The following is a 19,404-nucleotide window of genomic DNA, read 5'->3' as shown; positions in this document are numbered from 1 at the left end:
CACTGAATAGGAGGAATTCCACAATGGAAAGCGTTGCATACATTCTGATTCTGGCGTTGGCAATCTTTGTTCTGTTCTTCGCGATCGCATTTCGTGAGCCACCGCGCATCACCAAAGACTAATTTCGATCGCTGTGATTTTTCGCGAGCAGCAATCTACGCTTTAAATAGCAATTCGATATTCCTGAGCAGTACGCTTGATCGGGTCTGAAGCCCTTAAATCGAGTTAACTCGCTCAGGTTTTATCGTTTTTATAAATGCAGTATGATGGCTGTATGTAGCATCACTTCCTAATGAATTAGGAATACTTTTGTTGTTAAATCTGCCTAACATTGCGGAGGACGTTTGCCATGCGATGTCCATTTTGCCAGTTTCCAGACAACCGGGTTTTGGAGTCGCGTTCAGCAGAATCTGGGCATAGCGTTCGCCGCCGCCGAGAATGTTTAAGCTGCAATCGCCGCTTCACAACCTATGAGCGAATTGAGTTTGTTCCGATCGTTGTCATTAAGCGCAACGGGGAACGGGAATCCTTCGATCGATCGAAAGTTTTAAAAGGCGTCATGCGAGCTAGTGAGAAAACAGGTTTATCTCCGGCTCACCTGGAGAATCTGGTCGATGAAATTGAGATGGAGCTTCAGCAGCGATCGATTCGTGAAGTCACCAGCAATGAAATTGGAGAACTGGTGCTTAAGCATTTGCAGCAACTAAATGAGGTTGCCTATATTCGATTTGCCTCGGTGTATCGGCAGTTTCAGGGCATTCATGATTTTATTGAAACCCTAAATCAGCTTCAGACCGGATCGTTAAAAAGCAAGCGGGAAGGCAGCCTGAGTCTGGAAAGCGATAATTTTGCAGAGTCTAATTCAATGAATCAACCTCAAGAACCGACTTCTCCAGCCCTCAACTCTGTGCCTCGGTGATCTCGCCTGAAGGAGGGTCTTTAAAGAGCCTTCCTTTAACGCTTTTCTCTCCCACTTCACCATTTTAGGCAAGTCAGTGAAGGGAGGGTATGATCCTGCCCAAAATGAGCTATGATTATCTGTCTAGGGTCTAGCACGGAAGATAGCATCTTCCAAACTTTTTGCGTGTCGGTTCTGCTCAGCAGGTTGCTGTTCCTGTGGTTCCAGAGCTTTGGGTTCTAAACTTTTGGTTCTAAAATGGGGAATCGTCAACAGACCACTACTATTACGGAGACAAACACCAGGAAATACATCGCATGGTCAATCAGGAAGTAACGGAAATTGGCTTTACTCACGAGGATTTTGCGGCTCTCCTCGATCAATACGACTATCACTTCAACCCCGGCGACATTGTTGCTGGAACCGTTTTTAGCATTGAGCCGAGGGGGGCTCTGATTGACATTGGTGCTAAGACAGCAGCTTACATTCCAATCCAGGAAATGTCGATCAACCGGATTGAAAACCCGGAAGAGGTGCTGCAATCCAACGAAACCCGCGAATTTTTCATTCTGACTGATGAGAATGAGGATGGACAGCTTACCCTGTCGATTCGGCGCATAGAATATATGCGGGCATGGGAGCGGGTGCGTCAGCTTCAGGCTGAAGATGCTACGGTGCGCTCTGCCGTCTTCGCTACAAACCGAGGAGGCGCACTGGTTCGCATTGAAGGATTACGTGGATTTATCCCTGGTTCTCACATCAGCACCCGCAAACCAAAGGAAGAACTCGTAGGCGAAGAACTTCCTCTTAAGTTTCTGGAAGTGGATGAGGACCGAAACCGTCTGGTTCTGAGCCATCGTCGTGCGCTAGTTGAGCGAAAGATGAACCGCTTAGAAGTGGGCGAAGTTGTGATCGGAACGGTGCGTGGCTTAAAGCCCTACGGTGCATTTATTGATATCGGCGGTGTCAGTGGTCTGCTGCACATCTCTGAGATCTCCCATGACCATATTGATACGCCTCATAGCGTTTTTAACGTGAATGATGAGGTCAAGGTCATGATCATCGATCTGGATGCAGAGCGGGGTCGCATTTCGCTCTCGACTAAGCAGCTTGAACCCGAACCGGGCGATATGGTGAAGAATCCAGATGTGGTGTACGAGAAAGCAGAGGAAATGGCTGCAAAGTATCGGGAACGTATGTTGCAGCAATCTCAGCCTCAGGCTGCTGCGGTAGAAGCGGTAGAAGACGTTGTGCTTGAGGAAGAGCTGCCGGCTGCAACTGAGGACTAGGCGATCGATTGCTGAACGTCTTGTCTTATATATCTCATCGGTTAAGTTGGGGAGGGGTTTCTCTCCCTAATTTTTTTTGAGGTGATATTGGGAGGGAAGCGAGGTGGCAACAATTCAGTGTGGGAAAGTCACCTTCACTAACGTTGAAGCGGTAATTTTTGATAAGGACGGCACTCTGGCAAATGTGGAAGCGTTCCTTTGTAAGCTTGCCTGCTGTCGATCGCGCCTGATTGATGCTCGCGTTCCAGGAATTGAAGCTTTGCTGCTGGATGCGTTTGGTATTCAGAAAGGTAATGCTCAAGCCTCCCCCCAAGGTTATTGCCTGAATCCGGCAGGGCTGATGGCAGTTGGAAGCAGGCAAGAGAACGCAATCGCTGCTGCCGCCTATAGTGCTGCAACGGGACGAGGCTGGACACAGTCACTTGCCCTGGTTCAAGAAGCGTTTCAAGCTGCGGATCGATCGAGTCAGCCAAAAGCAAAGCAAACTCCACTCTTGCCGGGTGCAGTACCACTCCTACAAAAGCTCACTCATGCGGGAATCAGGCTCGGAATTTTGTCTTCTGATAGCCAAAGCAACGTAGATGATTTTGTCGTTACTTACGAGTTAAGCCGTTATTTTCAGATTGCGATCGGTGTTCGAGAGAATTTGAGCAAATCCGATCCAATGCTACTGGAGCAGGTTCTACTGAAATTAGGAACAGTTCCAGGACAAACTCTGATAGTTGGCGATTCTCAGATTGATATCCAAATTGCAAAAACAGCTCAGATGCTCGGCTGTATTGGCATGACCGGGGGATGGTCGAGCAAACCGAATCTGACCAATGCTACTGTTTTAGTGAATCAGCTTGATCAAATTCAAATTATTTAGAATGACCAAATCAGTAAACCTACTGGGGGAATTTATTGCTTTACAAAAGAGCTGGTTATCCGAAAGGATTCCAGAATTCGGTTAAGCTGAGATTGTCGCTCCGTTCAGGAAGGATATCAATTTATTCCCTTCCCTGATTATACTTATCTCTGACTCTAGCGTTAGGAGAGGTTGTTGCCTTGGCACGTCGTTACCTGTTCACATCGGAATCTGTTACGGAAGGTCATCCCGATAAAGTCTGCGACCAGATCTCGGATACGATCCTGGATGCGCTGTTAGCTCAAGATCCTGCCAGCCGCGTTGCGGCAGAAGTTGTCGTGAACACCGGTCTGGTGTTAATCACGGGCGAAATTACTTCAAAGGCGCAGGTCAATTATGTGGATTTGGCACGCAAAAAGATTGCTGAAATCGGGTACACCGATGCAACAAATGGCTTCTCAGCCAGTAGCTGCGCTGTCCTCGTTGCGCTGGATGAACAGTCTCCCGATATTGCTCAGGGAGTAAACCACGCACAGGAAACCCGTGAACAGTCCAGCGAAGAAGCACTGGATGCGGTTGGGGCTGGCGATCAGGGTTTGATGTTTGGCTTTGCCTGCAACGAAACCCCCGAATTGATGCCGCTCCCAATTTGTTTGGCTCACCGGATCGCTCGGAAGCTAGCCGCCATTCGGAAAACAGGACAGCTTGCCTATTTGCGTCCTGATGGTAAAACACAGGTGACGGTGATCTACGAAGACGGTAAACCTGTTGGAATTGACACAATTCTCGTCTCCACGCAGCATGCCCCTGAGATTGGTGAGATTACAGACCTGGCTGAAATTCAGGCAAAAATTCGGGAGGATCTGTGGTCGCTAGTTGTGGAACCTTGCTTTAATGATCTGGAAGTCAAGCCGGACGATCGCACTCGCTATCTGGTCAACCCGACAGGAAAGTTTGTGATTGGTGGACCTCAGGGCGATGCAGGCTTGACTGGGCGTAAGATTATTGTGGACACCTATGGCGGCTATTCCCGGCATGGTGGAGGGGCTTTCTCTGGCAAGGATCCCACAAAGGTTGATCGCAGTGCTGCCTATGCCTGCCGCTATGTCGCCAAAAATATCGTGGCAGCCGGGCTGGCGGAAAGATGCGAGGTTCAGCTCAGCTATGCGATCGGGGTCGCGCGTCCGGTGAGTATCCTGGTGGAAACCTTTGGCACTGGCAAGATTGATGACGATCGCCTGCTAGAGCTAGTGAAACAGCACTTTGAACTGCGTCCGGCAGGTATTATTCAAACGTTTGGATTGCGAAATATTCCGGGTGAGCGGGGCGGACGGTTTTATCAGGAGGTTGCTGCTTACGGTCACTTTGGACGTAACGATCTGGAGTTGCCCTGGGAGCAAACGGATAAGGCAGAGCTTTTACGAGCAGCGGCAGACCAGTTGCTTTCGAGAGCAACCGTGTAAGCTTTAGAACCCATGTTGGCTGACAATTTCAACTGATATTCAACTGACAATTTCTAGTTTGAATTTTAGTTTGAAAAGTAAAGAGGGATCGTTGTCCCTCTTTTTTGCTGCTTTAGCGATTTTTGCTGCTTCAGCGATTAGAGGAATACCATCCCACAAGGCTCATTGGTAGGGGAATGCGAAACACGCGATTGCCGCTTGCCCGTTCTTGAATCACCAGTGTTGCCTGCCTCGGATGCGAAGAATTCCAGTTGCGATCGAGCAGCGAGACTGAGCCTGACATCGCTTCTCCAGGCTGCAGCACAGTTTCAGAGGTGCTGGTCAGCAAAACTCTGGAGCGAAGCATCTGGTTTTCAGCCGTTTGCACCTCAGCATAGACAGGACTAAAGCTAAATGCTCGATCGCTATTGTTGACAATACGGAGATTGGCGGTCGGCACTCCATCAGAATTAACCAAGGCTTGATCGACCCAAATAAAGACCTGGCTCGATCGATGCGTTGCCATGGCCAGACGCGGTATTGGTGAGGAGCGGCGAGGCGGCTGTGAGCGAGATGCAGCCCTTACCTGAGACGATCGCTTTAATGCCTGAGCACGGGATGGCTGAGGCACACGAGCAACAGACCGGGATGAGCTATTGGTCTGAGCTGGCTGAACAGCCGTAGGCTGCGGCACAGCAGGAGCAGCAGAAGCACTTGTAATGGACGGTTGCGCCTGTATGGCAGGTTGCCCTTGAGCCACCAATCGATCGAGTTTTAGAGACTGATCTGGCTTTAGAAACTGCGGCATTGCTGCTAGCCGTAGGTCAACTGCCTTAAGGCGAGTTCGATATTCTTCTGAACGCGATTTCGCCTGTTTTGTCACAAATGCTCGCTCAGGAATTGCCTTAAGGGTTGCAACTGCTTTTTCCCACTGCTGCTTTGCACCGATCAACTGCTGAGCCGTTTTTGCGGTATGGCTTTGCGCTGCGGCTTGCTGAGCTTCTGCCTCTGCTCGTTTTAGGAGCTGTTCTGCCCGCGCTTCTTGTTCAAGGTGGACTTCTAGCCCCTGAAAGACCGCCTGATACTGCCGCACCAGATTGACTGCCTGGGGCTGAATTTGAGGGTCTGTGCTGAACGTGCTGAGCTGTGCCAAGGATTCAGAGAGCCGATCGCGGGCACGCTGCAAATCAAGCACGGTTTGAGCCTGCGACATCAGCGTTTTTGCACTCGCTGCCTGCTCAATCGCCTGCCGATATCGCTCTGCTACCTGAAGTCCTGCACAGTTGCCCAGCGGTGCACACAAAGGCGTGATGTGGGGTGACTGGACTCCGACCACAATTCCTGCTACTGGTAGCAGCAGCAGTGAGGCAACCATGAGCGCTTGACTAACCGATCGCTCAAACCAGGCTGGTTTCTGCCTAACCCAAATCTTTGAATATCCTGTCCTAGGAGCGAAGCGAAGCTGGTTCTCGTATGGAGGAATCGCGCTGCCTAGCTGCCCCGATGTCAGCGGATTGAGATCGGTCAGGGGAAGCGGCACACAAGTTGAAGACAAAGCAACCTGGGAAGCCAATGTCAGGCGAGTTCGACTAGAAGCGGATTCGATCTGGGTGGAGTCAGTCGCGATCGTCAGAAAGGAAACCGAGGACTGGAGCAGGGTCAGCTCAGGCTGGGCATTTCGGACGGAACTCTCCTCAGGTTGCGCAGTTCGAATCGGCTGCGGGCGAGACAGGAAGCTGATTGACTCAGAATGAGAACCTGTCGGCAGACCTGACAAATCCCGTAGAACAGCACGAGCCGAGGGGTAACGATCAGTGGGGCGTTCTGCCATCATGCGATCGAGGATCTGCATAAAGCGGCGATCGAGCTTAACCCTGCGATGCCATTGCCAGTCCAGCGTTTTTGGATTCATCAGCAGGTGCGGCGATTGCCCAGTCAACAGCACAACGGCGGTAACTGCCAGGGCATAGAGATCGCTGCGTGGCGAGCACTGCCCCATCCGAATCTGCTCGTAGGGCGCGTAGCCGACTTTGCCAACTGCGACAGAAGCCTGAATCAGCCCAGAGCTTTGAGGAATCAGCTCTGCCTGGGTCGTTTGCTTAACCACGCCAAAATCGATCAAAACTGGGAGATTGCGCCTGCGGGAAAGCATGATGTTGTCGGGCGAAATGTCCCGATGCACAATCTTCTGGCTGTGTAGATAGTCAAGCAATTCCAGGAGGCTGCGAAGCCAGGGCACAATTTCCTGTTCCGTAAACGCTTCACCCTGCTGTTTTCGTTCCTGAAGCTGTTTCCAGTAGGTTTTGCCATCGATGAACTCCTGAACGATAAACAGCCGATCATTTAGCTCAAATCCTGCATAGAACTTGGGGATCTGCGAATGATCGAGCTTGTGCAGAATTGCCGCCTCTCGCCGAAAGAGCTGACGCAGTTTTGAAGCAACCACCGGGTCGCCCTGGTGATTGGGCACAAATTCTTTAAGAACGCACAGCTCGTTAAAGCGACATCGATCGATCGCCAAATAAGTCCGTCCACAACCGCCCCGTCCAAGAACGCGCTGAATATGATAGCGGTGATTTACTACCGTGCCGGGAACCAACTCTACGCTTGACGTCACCCTCTAGCTCCTTGCTCAATGCTTCCACAAATGCTTGCTTGCACAAGAGTCTGGATAGATTTATCAAACTCTAATATCGATTCGCAAGGGGATTTTCCCCCTCATCCTGCGATGGCTTTTTCTAAACGGTAGTAGCACCTGTTCCGGACACACTGATTTAGTCACGATAGTAGGATAGCAGAATCATCCAGATCGAGATGTGATGAGTATTGCTTCATTCCGGAGAAGAAGCATCAAAAGTATCAATTCACATAGGTACCGAGAGAGCAAAAAGCTTGATTAATAGATTTATTCAGTTCTGTCACGTTTCAAAGAGTGTTTAGTAAAGTTGTGAGCAGTAACTTTGCAGTAGAGGATGTCTGTTCTTTTTGATACCTTTTTTCATCCCTTGCGTTGAACACTCTGCTGTGATTAAAGTTGAAAGCGTTAAGTCTTGAAACTGCGTGGGCTACACTCGCCCGTCCTGGGGCTCCTTGTAATTCGCGCAGGGGAGTGCATCAATGGGTTGATGTGGGCACGTTAGAAGCATACTTGTAATCGTTCAGGTTAACAAAGGACGCATGAAGAAGCTTCGATTTGGATTTCAGCTTGTTTTCGCCAGTGTTTTGCTGATGATTACCGATATCGGGCAATTTTCATTGCGAAACGATCGCGCAATGGCACTTCCGGGGCAAACGGTTGATCAAGCGGCCGCATGGATTCAAGCCAATTCTGCCCTTCGTCCTGCCAGTGGCGAAACGCTGCTTGTGCGAAAAAGCGATACGCCTGCCCGCCGATTTTCCTTTGAAGCACTCACCGCTTCACCCGGACGCGCAGCCGCTCTAGAGAGCCGGGGCACAATTCGAACAGAGCGCATTACCCTGTTTGACATGACCAATGGCGTAACATTCGATCGCCTTGCTTCAACTCTTCGCAGCGTCTACGGCGATGACATTTATCAGGATTTTGTGCAGGGAAACCTGGTGTACCGCTATCCCACGGAGGAGCAGCAGCAAGCCGCAACGAATCGTGACACTCCTCTGCTGGAATCGGTTCAAGGAGAAATTCGCCAGGGCGATCGCTATGCCTACTGGATGGAAACAGCGCAAACGCGAAGCGGCGAGGCGTACAGTGGTCAAATCTACGTTTTTCTGCCGGAAGATATCAATAAGCTAGAAACAGAGTTGCGCGATCGGAGTTAGCGATTGGATGAAACAAATACGATAGAAGCAATGCGTTTCAGAACATAGTTTGAAATCCTAATTCTGAAACCCTGGAAAAAAGTCTTTATCGACTCTTCACTATCAATCTGTATCTAAAATTACACAAGATCCGACATAACTAGAGATATCGCCCCTATTAGGCACAGCCCCATTAGGCACAGTAAGTTCTTTGCAGGCCGGATTCTTGCAGAACTCTTGCAGAATTGCGGACTGTATTCTCGCGAACCGTATCCTCATCAGGTAACTTGAGTCGTTCAGTGAGCAGTATTTTGGTGAGCAGTCGTTTGGTGAGCAGTATACCGAGCTAGAACACTGCTTCTATTCCAGCTTTTTTCGATTGCAGTGGGTCAGATATGCTTGTTTGCTGCTCTTGCTTATTACTTATCGTCTTCCCATTGCTCATGATGTTTCCCTGGTTACCCTCCTTTCAGAATTTCTTGGGTTTATGAATCATTCTTCTTTCATTCCATTTGTTGATTTTCAGTTCCAGCAGCCGCTTCAACAAGAGCTTGAACAGGCAATTCGATCGGTAATCGAGCAGGGCGACTATGTTTTGGGGCAAGCAGTAAGTGAGTTTGAGTTTGCCTTTGCTCAAGTTTGCGGAACTCGCTATGGGGTTGGGGTGGCTTGCGGCACAGATGCAGTTGCGCTGGGGCTTCAAGCTTGTGGAATTGGCCAGGGCGATGAAGTGCTGCTGCCAGCAAATACCTTTGTTGCCACACTGATTGGGGTACTGCGAACGGGGGCAACGCCAATCCTGGTAGACTGCAATCTGGAAACTGGGCTGATCGATTTGCTGGCAGCCGAGAAGGCAATCACCTACCGGACACGGGCGATCGTCCCAGTTCACCTCTACGGGCAAATGGTGTCGCCTAGTGCACTGCTGAATCTCGCCAGTGCCTATGACCTGCTGATTTTCGAGGATGCTGCCCAAGCGCACTTGGCAGCGCGGGAGGGCTATCAAGCAGGCTCGATTGGCAGCGCGGCGGCGTTTAGCTTTTACCCCAGCAAGAATCTGGGAGCATTCGGCGATGGGGGTATCGTGCTTACTTCGGAAGAGATTGTGGCGCAAACCTTGCGATCGCTTCGCAACTACGGCGCACTCCGCAAATACTTTCACACCGATCTGGGCACAAACAGCCGGCTGGACTCGATTCAGGCTGCCGTCCTCAAGGTGAAACTGCCTCATCTGGCTGCCTGGAATGCCGATCGCTACCGAATTGCTCAGCAGTATGACGCTTTGCTTCAGCCGCTTGCAGAATACGGCATTGTGCCGATTAAGAACCAGAGCGGTCCGGGTCATGTCTATCATCTGTATGTGGTTCGTGTGACCCAGGCTTGCACAATCGATCGAATCGCACTGCAAACCGGACTGACCGAACTCGGCATTCAAACGGGCATTCACTATCCGATTCCCTGCCATCTTCAGCCCGCCTACCAGCATCTTGGCTATCGCGCAGGTGACTTTCCCGCCGCAGAACTAATGAGCCAGGAGATTTTGTCGCTGCCGCTCTATCCGGGTATGGCAGACTCACAGATTCAGCAGGTGGTCAGCGCGATCGAATCCCTGATGAAGCAGTCGATCCTTGCCTCACATCCAGCGATGGAATTTCAGGCGGATCGATCGCTGCTAGCAGGATAAAGCGTAAATTTGCAGCCTGGCATTATTAAGTAGAACACAAACCTGCTCCCCTAGCCCTCACTTGGAGTATGCCAACTATCTTTGGAAGTAAAAAGTTTTAGAAGCTCTAATCCTTGATTTACCTTCTTCTATCAAGACAGAAGGAAACGAGGTTTGATTCCTTCCAAAAGTAATGAACTATACCGAAAACTAAAGAGCTAGGGGCAGCTTAAGTAATCGCCTGGATTCTCTAATGTCCGAATGAGATTGTGATCGTTACCCTGATTCACTAAAAGGCTGTCAAACCGCCTTCTACTCAGTGTTTTGCTGGCACAGCACATGATTACCAGGAACAATTGTAGGGAGTTAGGATAAGTTTCCTACATATTTTTACAGATGCCTTCATAAAGGTTTTGTGAAGCACTGGAATACTTACGGATAGCCCAGTATCTTGTAAATAACACTGCCAGTACCTGGGAAAACAATGAGCATCTTTTCTTTTGCATTTATTACCCCCAGCTATGCGCCAGATTTTCAAAGATGCAAGCTACTGTGTTGGAGCATCAAGCAGTTCGTAGCTTTCCCAGTAAAACATTACATCGTTGTCGAGAAAAAAGACTTTGATCTTTTTCAGCAGCTATCTAATGAAAATATAATCATCTTAACCAAAGAAGAAATTCTTCCCTTTTGGATTAAGCGAGTTCCTTTCTTTGACCGAAAAAATATTTGGCTAAATCTGAAAGGTTACCAATCAGGTAACTTTTTGCTGCGAGGATGGTTAGTTCAGCAGATTGTGAAACTAGCAGCAGCGCAGTATGTAAAAGAGGACATTCTCATATTTGTTGACTCAGATGTTGCATTCATTAACTCCTTTGATCCTCGAGCATTAACGAAAGGCGATAAAGCCCGAATCTTTCGAGTGAACCACTCTAGCGATCACGAATTTGAGGAGAGCAGAAAATGGAAGGATACTGCCAAGAAATTACTTAATTTGCCCCTGGAAAACAACTACTATGACTTCTACATTAGCCAGATTGTTACCTGGAGACGTGATACTTTAATCCAACTGTATCGATTGCTTGAGGAGAACTTTCAGCAGGACTGGCTAGAGGTCGTTACTAGAGTAAAGCATTTGTCCGAGTACGTTCTCTACGGGTTGTTTGTAAGCTATGTAATGAGAGAAAACGCTGGGCACTACGACGATCATTTGCAAAAAGTGTGCTGGTGTTATTGGGAAGAGCGCCCAATGTCCAACGAGGAGCTAAAGGAGTTTTTTCAGGAAGCTCAACGCTCTGGTCATCCGGCTGTCATGATATCAGCAAAGAGTTCTCTCGATTTGTCGATCAAGGAATTTCAAAATTACCTTTTCTTGAGCAAGCAGGGCGGTCAGGACAAGGTTGCCCTGTTGCAGGAATTCGCAGAATAATTCTATTCGTCTACTCGTCTACTCAGTAATGTCCATAACTTCACAGCAGTTTTCAGATGAAGTGCCTCCCGCTTGAGAGGCTTTCAAAATTTTTGGGGGAGGACGTTTATTTGAGGATGACGGGTCTTGGTGTTTGGAAGGCAGTTGCGGGAATGCTAGAAACAGCCATTCTGAAAAGCATTTCCTGCGCTTATGCACGTCAGGCAAAAACTCGATGCACTTCCTCAACAATTGCCCATACTGGCGATCGGCGGTTTGCTGCTGTTACTGTACACGCCGCTGCTGCTGCACTGGATCGATGGCTGGATCAACAAATCCATCAGCACCGAGCATGAATACTTTAGCCACGGGCTGCTAGGCTTGCCTTTTGCTGCCTATCTGGTCTGGTCAAAACGGCATCGCTGGCAGACCTTACCCGATCGCACTCACCTTGGCGGCATGGTGCTGCTGACGCTGGGCTTGGTCTGGTATCTCAGCCCGCTCCCGGACGCGATTAATCTGTCACTGCCGATTTTGCTGGCGGGGCTTTGTCTGTGGCTGAAGGGGATTCCCGGTCTGCGGCTTCAGGCATTTCCACTGCTGCTGGTGCTGCTAGCAACGCCCAACTCAGTTCCCTATTTGCTCGTACCCTATACCCTGCCGCTTCAGCGTTTTATTGCCGGAGTTGCAGGGTTTTTGCTGGTGCAAGCGGGAATGCCGGTGCGGGTGGATGAGATTTACCTGTTTGTAAACGATCGCGTGGTAGAAGTTGCTCCCTACTGTGCGGGGCTAAAAATGCTGTTTACCAGCCTTTATGTGGGGATGATTTTGCTCTACTGGACAGGAGCACGGATGTCTCGCTCACAGGTGATGCGGCTACTAGCGGGAATCTTGCTGCTGAATCTGATTGCTAATATTATTCGCAATGCATTATTGACCTACTTTTACGGCACAGCGCAGGAGGCGGGTTTTCACTGGCTGCATGACGGCTGGGGCGGCGATCTGTTTTCCACTGTGCTGCTGGGGCTGATTGTGCTGCTAATGCGCTGGATCGATCGCCAATCAAACGATACTGCTCCTCAACCCACAGATTTCTGATGATTTCATTTCGAATGACTGTAATGAAATGGGCTGTGATCAAACAAAGCATCGTCTTATTTACACTGGCAATCGTTGTGGCGATCGTTGTGCCAAACTACTGGACGCAAGCTTGGACGTGGAATCATTTGCCCGAACTCGCGCAGGTCAAGCAGCTCAAACAGATTCAGCAACAGGGACTTGCCTTGAAAGGCTGGCAAACGCTGAACCAGCGATCGATCAAAATTGGCGGACATAGCTGGTCAGCGCAGGCGATGCGAAGCACTTTCCCCACTGAGGCAATCATGCCTGAAGCAGAAGCCGCACTTGCCACACCGCAAACCACAACCCTGCTGCTGCTGCGTCCCCAAACCTGGATTCGCGATTTGCCTCAGGTGGACTGGATGGATATCAACGGACTCCAGCAGTGGAAGACAGACTCAGCGCGATCGATCGAGTTTAGGGTGACTGGTTCAAATGGACAGTCGATTCCAGTGAAGGCTCGATTCCTGCGCGGCTGGACAAAGGAACGCACCTATGCCGTGATGCAGTGGTATGCCTGGTCAACGGGCGGCAGTCCTTCCCCGACCAACTGGTTTTGGGCAAACCAGATAACGCAGTGGAAAACCGAGCAGCCACTTGCTTGGATTGCCGTCAGTGTGATGCAGCCAATCGCTCCTTTGGGAAACATTGAAACGGTGCGTCTTCCACTCGAAACCCTGGCACAGCAAATTCAGACTGCTTTGACTGAAACTGCCCTTCAGCCTTCACCATAGGCTGTGATTGATTTTGCTGTCAGGGTGATTGCTTCCTGTAGACCGCACACCTGATCCCTATGTTTCGCCAACTCATAATCCTCTCGCTTACTTCGCTGTTCTGGGCGACCCAGGCAAGCGTCTTTTATCAGGCAGCTCAAGCCAACTCGGAGATGCCGATCAATTCAGCAGACCCCCAAAGGCTGCCTTCTAGAGAAGTACCTACCTCAATCACCGATATTTTCCAGGAAGTTTCCCAATCGGCTGATGAGTTTGATGAATATCGTTTAGGAGCAGGCGATTCGCTGTTTGTGAATGTCTTTCGCTTTCCTGATCTGACCTTTCAGAACACGATCGATCCGGCGGGCAATCTGCTGATTCCCCTGGTGGGCGCGTTGCCATTAGAGGGGTTAACCCTGGAAGAAGCAAAAGCGAAAATTCAAACCGCGCTCGATCGCTTTGTAATTCAGCCGCAAATCGATCTGATGCTAGTGGGGCAACGTCCGGTTTCAGTAACGATCGTGGGTGAGGTGGTGCGTCCGGGCTTTTATCCGTTGCAGTCGCCGCAGTTGACCTCAGCGTTGATTGCAGCAGGCGGAACCAGCGGACAGGCAGATTTGCGATCGGTTCGGGTACAACGGCAAATGCCCGATGGCTCGGTGCGCGATCGAGAAATTGACTTGTACACGCCCTTTTCCCAGTCTCGAACCCTACCGGATGTGCGGCTAAGCGATGGCGATACGATCGTGATTCCTTCACGCACCAGCGATGAGGGCTATAACCGGATGCTGATGGCGCAATCCACCCTGGCACAGCAGCAAATTCAGATTCGGATTATGAATTACGCTGCCGGAAATGGAGGCGCGATGGGAAGTTTAGCGCTGCCGAGCGGCAGTCGGTTTCTCGATGCCCTGACTGCAATATCGATCGATCTCAATAGTGCTGACATTCGCAATGTGGGGTTGGTGCGGTTTGATGAACAGCAGCAAAAAGCCGTGAGTCAGGAGCTAGACGGCAAAAAGGCGATGCTCGGTGACTCGACGCAAGACCCGATGTTGGAAAACGACGATGTGATTGTGATTGGTCGGAACTGGGTAGCACGAATTACCTATGCGCTGAATACGTTCACGCAGCCATTTCGCGATGTGCTGGGATTTTTGCTGTTTTTTCAGTCGCTTGGCAACAGTGCGGCAAGTTTGTTTGGTCCGTCAGGGGAATCGAGATCAAGTGATTAAAGCTCAGACGTTAAGATCAACCGCGATTCGGCAGGACACTCAGGGAACACTAAGGCTGGCAACATGAGGGCAATAACCAAGGGCTAACCCATGACTCCCCCCTTCATTAAGCGATATTGGATCGCCCTCGATCGACATAAATGGGCTGGACTCGCCGGATTCCTGGTCGTCGCAGGGCTTGCAGGCGGAGCAGCAGTGCTGCAAAAGCCACCCACAGCAACCTATGTAACCGAGGGCGCTCTCACCTATGGCGCGCCGCCAGACGTTTTTTCTGCCACAGGAACGGCATTGCAGCAGCAAGGACAGGCTGTAACCAAGGAAATGCTGCTTTCAAACCAGGTCGTTAGCACGACGCTCAAGCTGCTTGAAGCAGAGGAGATTCGCCTATCGGAACTGGCTTTAACACAGCGTGCCAAAGTTACCGTCACGGGAAATGGCACAGAAGCTGCAGGTGCTGCTCCAGCTGGCTCTCAGGCTCTACGCATTACCGTGGCGTATCAAGACAGCAGCAAAGAGCGATCGCAAAAAGTCACTAATCTGCTCATGAAAGCCATGATCGAGCAGAGCCGTCAATTTAATACGCAGCAATTGCGGCGCGTGATCGAAAACCTGGATCAGCTTTTGCCGAAAGTCACCGACGAACTGCGATCGGCAGAACAGCAGCTTGAAACCTATGTGCGGCGAGAAGGAACGGCGATCGAGGCAGCCGAAAGCGGTAGTTTGCTCGGCGCAATCACCAGCACTCAGCAGCAGCAGCGACAGCTTCGATTAGCCCTCACGGGAATGACTGCTCAAATTCGCAGCTTGCAGAACCGTCTGGGCATGACTCCTGAACAAGCCTATCTTGCTTCTGCCCTGAGTGCCGATCCGATTCTTGCCGACTTGCGGGCGCGAATTTATCAGGTGGAATCGCAGCGGGAGCTATTTGCCAAAACCCTGCGTCCCGATCATCCAACAATGCTGGACTTACAGAGTCAGCTCGAAGTGTATGAGCAGCAGCTTCAGGCACGGGTCGGTGAAGTGATTGGCGGCAATCCAATCGCGACTTCCCTGGATCGTGATAATGCTCTCGGACGAAGAACAGCATTACAGCAGATTCGCCAAGCCAGTAGCCTCGACCCGGCACGAAAGGCACTGGCAGATACCTTAGTCGGGCTGGCCACTCAGCAGCAAACCCTTCAGCAGCAGCTCACCGACCTAGTGCGATCGGAACAGGAGCTTCGGCGAGAGTATGGCAGCATTCCGAATAAGCAGCTCGAACAGCAGCGACTTCAGCAGCAGATTGCCCTGAAGCAGACTTTCTACAATCAGGTACAGGCACGCTTAGCAGATGCAAAACTGGCGCAAGAAGAAACGGTTGGCAGCTTAATTGTGGCTGAGCCGCCGGCAACCGAGGCGACTAGCGAAGCTAGCTTGAGCGGCAGCATGATTCTATTATTAGGCGGGATATTCGCCGTACTGGTTGGTGGCGGACTGGTCATGGTGCTGGGAATGATCGATCCCACGTTCTACACGTCTGAAGATATCCAAGCAGCTTTGCGCCAGCAAGAAGTTCCCATGCTGGGTATTTTGCCTTTGCTGCCCGAGGAAGATGAGCAATTGCCCGTCTTAGAAGCGGACTCACCCTATCTAGACTTCTATGAGCGACTGAGGACTAACCTGAAGCGAATTGGGGGCGAACCTGAGCTAAAGGTCGTTTTGATTACCAGCACAGTGAGCGGCGAAGGAAAAACGGTCACGGCTTATAATCTTGCAGTCGCGGCAGCACGGGCAGGCAAAAAGACGCTGCTGATTGAAGCAGACCTTCGATCGCCTTCTCAAGCCACCGCTCTGCACCTTCAGCCACCTGATGGTCTAGCCTTTAAATCGGCAGAGTATTATCAGCAGCTCGATCGCTGTATTCGGGCAGTTCCGGCGATCGATCATTTATTTATTGTGCCGAGCCTTGCACCTCAGCGATATGCCGCAGCCATTCTGGAATCGGACGCAATGCGACAGCTCATTAAAATCGGACGAGAACAGTTTGATTGGGTCGTTCTAGATACACCCGCTCTGAGTCGATCGAGCGATGCCCTGCTGCTGGAGCCGCTCAGCGATGGCATTATGCTAGTGGCGCGTCCTGAAGTAACCGAAGAGGGTTTGCTGAACGAAACGACGCAGCAGCTATTGGAGTCAGAAGAAATTCAGTTTTTGGGGACAACGATTAACGGAGCAGATATCCCCGTACCAGAAGTTGAGTTTGACCCAGAGCCAGAAGCAGAACCGATTGATTCGATTTATCCAGAAGCTGCTTAAGGGGTGTTAGTTGGGTTTAGCAATGCGATGGGCAACGATGGGATAAGCAACGATTTGTCGCTCAGGGGAAAGCGTTCGATCAATTTCTCCAGTTTTCGATCCGAATGCTGATCGAAGGTTTTACGATTTCTGAAACTTAGTGATACGGCAGACCATCTGCACAGTTCACGTCTATCAGGAAACGTTCTATAAAAATAAGGGCAGCTTGCCAACTGCCCCTAGACTCTGAACGATCGCTGCCGAAATATCTAGCTGAAATATCGATGTGCCGTCTAGATATCAGGAGTTTCTTTAGAAACTAGAGGTCTTTCCGGTTTCTGCCTGAGTTGGAATTGGCTCCACTTCGCTGTAGCCCATGTTGCTCGCGATCAGACGCAGAACTGAAATTTGCTCTTGAAACTCCAGGTCCTCGAGCGCCTTCAGCAGGTTTTGGATTGCCTCCGTGGGCTGATAGTTGTCTGGCATTCCCACTACGGTATCGCCCATGCCCTTTGCCCAGGCATACCACACTGCAAGCTGATTATTTTCTCTCAAACCGCCGTATGCTCTGGAATATTCTGTCTCTTCACGGTTCACAATTTCGCGCATAACGGCGAGCTGTTTGTCCTTGCCAAGATGATAAAAATCACCCAGCAGTACAGGAGCCAGATTAGGTTCTGCTGCTGCCGGAGCTGCAGGCGTAATCGACTCGCCCATTTTCTCATAAATCAAATAAAGCAATGCAAGGCGATCGTCAATTCCCAATTCACCATACGACTGAAAAACGCGCTGTTCTTTTTCTGCAAGCAGTTGAGAGTTCTGATCGGTATTAAATGTCATCGTTTGTTATCTCCGAACTTTTTCCCGTCTAGATTTAGCAGGTTACTGAAGCCATCTGAAACGCTCCGAGGAAAGACTTTGAAAAGTGGAATTGTCTTTTCGAAATCTCTCCTACGAAAAGAATTAAATCTGCCTCAAGGGTGGTATGGCTCGAAAAAGCAGTTGGTACGATTAGCCCATTCAATCCGCGATATTTATAGCAAAAGTTACAAGGAGTAGAATATGACTCAAGCTGGTGCAAACTCTAATTTTGATGCTGAACGCATGGTCGAAGAAATCAAGACGGGCGATGAGAAAATGCCCCAGGTTGATGTTGCTTCGGACTATGAATTATCAAAACAGTTTGATGTTGCCGCGATCGATCGCACGGGCGAAGGCGAAAAAGCAGCTGAAGAAGCAACTTCTCCTAACCTCGATATCAGTAAAATAAGCAGCCAGTCTGATGCGTCGCAGGCGACCGAAGGATTCTCGGATGCTGACCCAGCCGCTTTTCTAGACATGGCAAAAGACGTGAATCCCCGCCTTTAAAAAACATCAAAAAACTTAATTTTTCTTGCTTCAGGACCATGCAGTTTTGCTGTGTGGTTTTTTTGCGTTTTGGCTTTGTAGGAGGGGAGCGATCGAGCAGTAAATTTGGTAACAAAACTTAAACATCTCCTGCTTAAGAGATACGCCTATTGAGAGATATGTCGGAGTGCAGGCATCGGGTATCTGTTTAACTTAGATTTAATTCCTGTTTAGTTATTTTCAAGGGGACACTTGTTATGATTCAGCGTGGCTCGACAGTTCAGGTTCTCCGTAAAGAGTCCTTCTGGTTTCAAGATTTTGGAACTGTCGCATCAGTTGACCAGAGCGGCGTCAAGTATCCGGTCGTTGTTCGTTTTACAAAGATTAACTATGCCGGGGTGAATACGAACAACTTTTCGATGAATGAACTGCTCGAAGTGAGCGTTCCTGCTTCTCAGCCGAGAACGTCCACCGAGCCATCCGGCGGTAAGCAAACCACGCTGGATGAGCGGACTCGCAGAACCGGACAGGGCGCACGCAACGATGTTCGCTCGGGCGCTTCATCATCAGGTGCTGCACCAGAAGCACCAGGAACCGACAATCCAAGCATTGAGGGCAGCCCCAACCAGGGAACCGATTCTCGCTAATTTTGAATCGATCGAACGATCGAACGATCGAATGTTTTGCAGAGGTCAATCATGAACTTTGGGATGCTGAGAAGTGTCCCTTTTTTGTGGTTTATAACCATCGAGCGAGTGTTTTTGCTCAAAAGAATTCGTCAATAGAAGACAGGATTCACTTGAACTTTCTTTTGACTGTCCTCTTGAAGCAAATTAGGACTTTACAGTCATGGTACAGCTCGCTCAATCCCATCAGTATCCAATCAAAAAATTCTCTGACGTTCAGCAAGGGGCAACTGCTCTCAGTGCCCTTCAAGATGCAGGCTTTTCTCCAGAGCGGCTCGCCCTGGTTCCAGAGGCACTGCAATCAACGCCCAAACTGTCCCAAACCGAGGCGGCTGCTAATGCGGGGAAAGGCGCGATCGCCGGAACCGTGTTAGGGGCAATGGCAGGCTTTTTGATTGCTGCGCTCAGTCTGCATGATCCTGCTTCGCCCAGCATGGCTCCCTTTAGCCAAATTTTGACCTTTACCTTAATTGCAAGCGGTGTTGGAGCAGCAGGTGGAGCCGCGATCGCAGCAATCACGGGCGGCTCTGTCAATAAACAGGCGGTAGCAGACTCGACCCCCACAGAGCAAAACTTCCTGCTGCTTATGGATGGCGGTACCCAAGAAGAAGTGAAAAAAGCACAGGAAATTCTACAGCAGATCGACAACAACACGAATGTTTAGTAAAACGCGATCAATTCATTTTGATTTGTGATTCGTTCAGCTTGT

16 protein-coding genes and 1 pseudogene are annotated in these 19,404 nt (G+C 50.0%); 15 read left to right on the top strand and 2 right to left on the bottom strand.

What is annotated here, in order from left to right:
• The first annotated feature begins 23 nt into the window (after nt 1-23).
• From NDA02_RS18895 to metK, 5 genes and pseudogenes are all read left to right on the top strand, one after another.
• Entirely contained in the window at nt 24-122 is a 99-nt protein-coding gene (locus NDA02_RS18895) for a photosystem II reaction center protein T (RefSeq protein ID WP_190792260.1), read from the top strand.
• A gap of 227 nt (nt 123-349) precedes the next feature.
• Nucleotides 350-793 (top strand): annotated as a pseudogene (gene nrdR, locus NDA02_RS18890) (transcriptional regulator NrdR); the annotation flags it as partial.
• A gap of 422 nt (nt 794-1,215) precedes the next feature.
• On the top strand, nt 1,216-2,187 hold the full coding sequence (locus NDA02_RS18885) for a 30S ribosomal protein S1 (RefSeq protein WP_190792258.1): 972 nt from the start codon (nt 1,216-1,218) through the stop codon (nt 2,185-2,187).
• Between the two features lie 103 nt (nt 2,188-2,290).
• Nucleotides 2,291-3,055 (top strand): HAD family hydrolase, encoded by a 765-nt coding sequence (locus NDA02_RS18880; RefSeq protein ID WP_348246760.1) that lies wholly within the window; start codon nt 2,291-2,293, stop codon nt 3,053-3,055.
• Nucleotides 3,056-3,234: 179 nt separating this feature from the next.
• Nucleotides 3,235-4,497, top strand: coding sequence for a methionine adenosyltransferase (gene metK, locus NDA02_RS18875; protein ID WP_190792544.1), 1,263 nt, complete (start codon nt 3,235-3,237; stop codon nt 4,495-4,497).
• Between the two features lie 130 nt (nt 4,498-4,627).
• Here the strand turns inward: metK and NDA02_RS18870 are convergent, their stop codons facing one another.
• Nucleotides 4,628-7,093, bottom strand: a complete 2,466-nt coding sequence (locus NDA02_RS18870; RefSeq protein WP_190792545.1) for a serine/threonine-protein kinase — start codon at nt 7,091-7,093, stop codon at nt 4,628-4,630.
• Nucleotides 7,094-7,653: 560 nt separating this feature from the next.
• Here NDA02_RS18870 and NDA02_RS18865 point away from each other — a divergent pair.
• The 7 genes from NDA02_RS18865 to NDA02_RS18835 all read left to right on the top strand — a co-directional run bounded on the left by NDA02_RS18865 (nt 7,654) and on the right by NDA02_RS18835 (nt 16,683).
• A complete protein-coding gene (locus NDA02_RS18865; RefSeq protein WP_199296620.1) occupies nt 7,654-8,274 on the top strand; it encodes a hypothetical protein in 621 nt (206 codons plus the stop codon).
• A 466-nt stretch (nt 8,275-8,740) separates the two neighbouring features.
• Nucleotides 8,741-9,937 (top strand): DegT/DnrJ/EryC1/StrS family aminotransferase, encoded by a 1,197-nt coding sequence (locus tag NDA02_RS18860; protein WP_190792546.1) that lies wholly within the window; start codon nt 8,741-8,743, stop codon nt 9,935-9,937.
• Between the two features lie 463 nt (nt 9,938-10,400).
• Complete coding sequence (locus NDA02_RS18855; RefSeq protein WP_190792547.1) at nt 10,401-11,342, top strand: DUF6492 family protein; 942 nt, start codon at nt 10,401-10,403, stop codon at nt 11,340-11,342.
• Between the two features lie 192 nt (nt 11,343-11,534).
• Entirely contained in the window at nt 11,535-12,419 is an 885-nt protein-coding gene (gene crtB, locus NDA02_RS18850; RefSeq protein WP_190792548.1) for a cyanoexosortase B, read from the top strand.
• Nucleotides 12,420-12,454: 35 nt separating this feature from the next.
• Nucleotides 12,455-13,174: a cyanoexosortase B system-associated protein gene (locus NDA02_RS18845; RefSeq protein ID WP_206755080.1), complete on the top strand. Its 720-nt coding sequence runs from the start codon at nt 12,455-12,457 to the stop codon at nt 13,172-13,174.
• A 59-nt stretch (nt 13,175-13,233) separates the two neighbouring features.
• Nucleotides 13,234-14,388, top strand: coding sequence for a polysaccharide biosynthesis/export family protein (locus NDA02_RS18840; RefSeq protein WP_190792550.1), 1,155 nt, complete (start codon nt 13,234-13,236; stop codon nt 14,386-14,388).
• A 90-nt stretch (nt 14,389-14,478) separates the two neighbouring features.
• Entirely contained in the window at nt 14,479-16,683 is a 2,205-nt protein-coding gene (locus tag NDA02_RS18835) for a tyrosine-protein kinase domain-containing protein (protein WP_190792551.1), read from the top strand.
• Between the two features lie 291 nt (nt 16,684-16,974).
• On the opposite strand, the gene NDA02_RS18830 is transcribed toward NDA02_RS18835, so the two are convergent.
• Nucleotides 16,975-17,502, bottom strand: a complete 528-nt coding sequence (locus NDA02_RS18830; protein WP_190792552.1) for an orange carotenoid protein N-terminal domain-containing protein — start codon at nt 17,500-17,502, stop codon at nt 16,975-16,977.
• A gap of 222 nt (nt 17,503-17,724) precedes the next feature.
• Here NDA02_RS18830 and NDA02_RS18825 point away from each other — a divergent pair, with 222 nt between their 5' ends.
• From NDA02_RS18825 to NDA02_RS18815, 3 genes are all read left to right on the top strand, one after another.
• The gene (locus tag NDA02_RS18825) at nt 17,725-18,030 is read left to right on the top strand and encodes a hypothetical protein (protein WP_348246752.1); all 306 of its coding nucleotides are present in this window, start codon (nt 17,725-17,727) and stop codon (nt 18,028-18,030) included.
• Between the two features lie 236 nt (nt 18,031-18,266).
• Nucleotides 18,267-18,656 carry a photosystem I reaction center subunit IV gene (locus NDA02_RS18820; protein ID WP_190790338.1) on the top strand — a complete coding sequence of 130 codons (390 nt, stop codon included), beginning with the start codon at nt 18,267-18,269 and terminating at the stop codon, nt 18,654-18,656.
• Between the two features lie 202 nt (nt 18,657-18,858).
• Nucleotides 18,859-19,359 carry a hypothetical protein gene (locus NDA02_RS18815; RefSeq protein WP_190790337.1) on the top strand — a complete coding sequence of 167 codons (501 nt, stop codon included), beginning with the start codon at nt 18,859-18,861 and terminating at the stop codon, nt 19,357-19,359.
• Nucleotides 19,360-19,404: the final 45 nt, after the last annotated feature.

The sequence above is a fragment of the Leptolyngbya sp. ST-U4 genome (assembly GCF_039962215.1).
Lineage (GTDB): Bacteria > Cyanobacteriota > Cyanobacteriia > Elainellales > Elainellaceae > Leptolyngbya_A.
The sequence above is the reverse complement of the archived record's forward strand: the minus strand, read 5'-3'. Positions and strand labels throughout refer to the sequence as shown.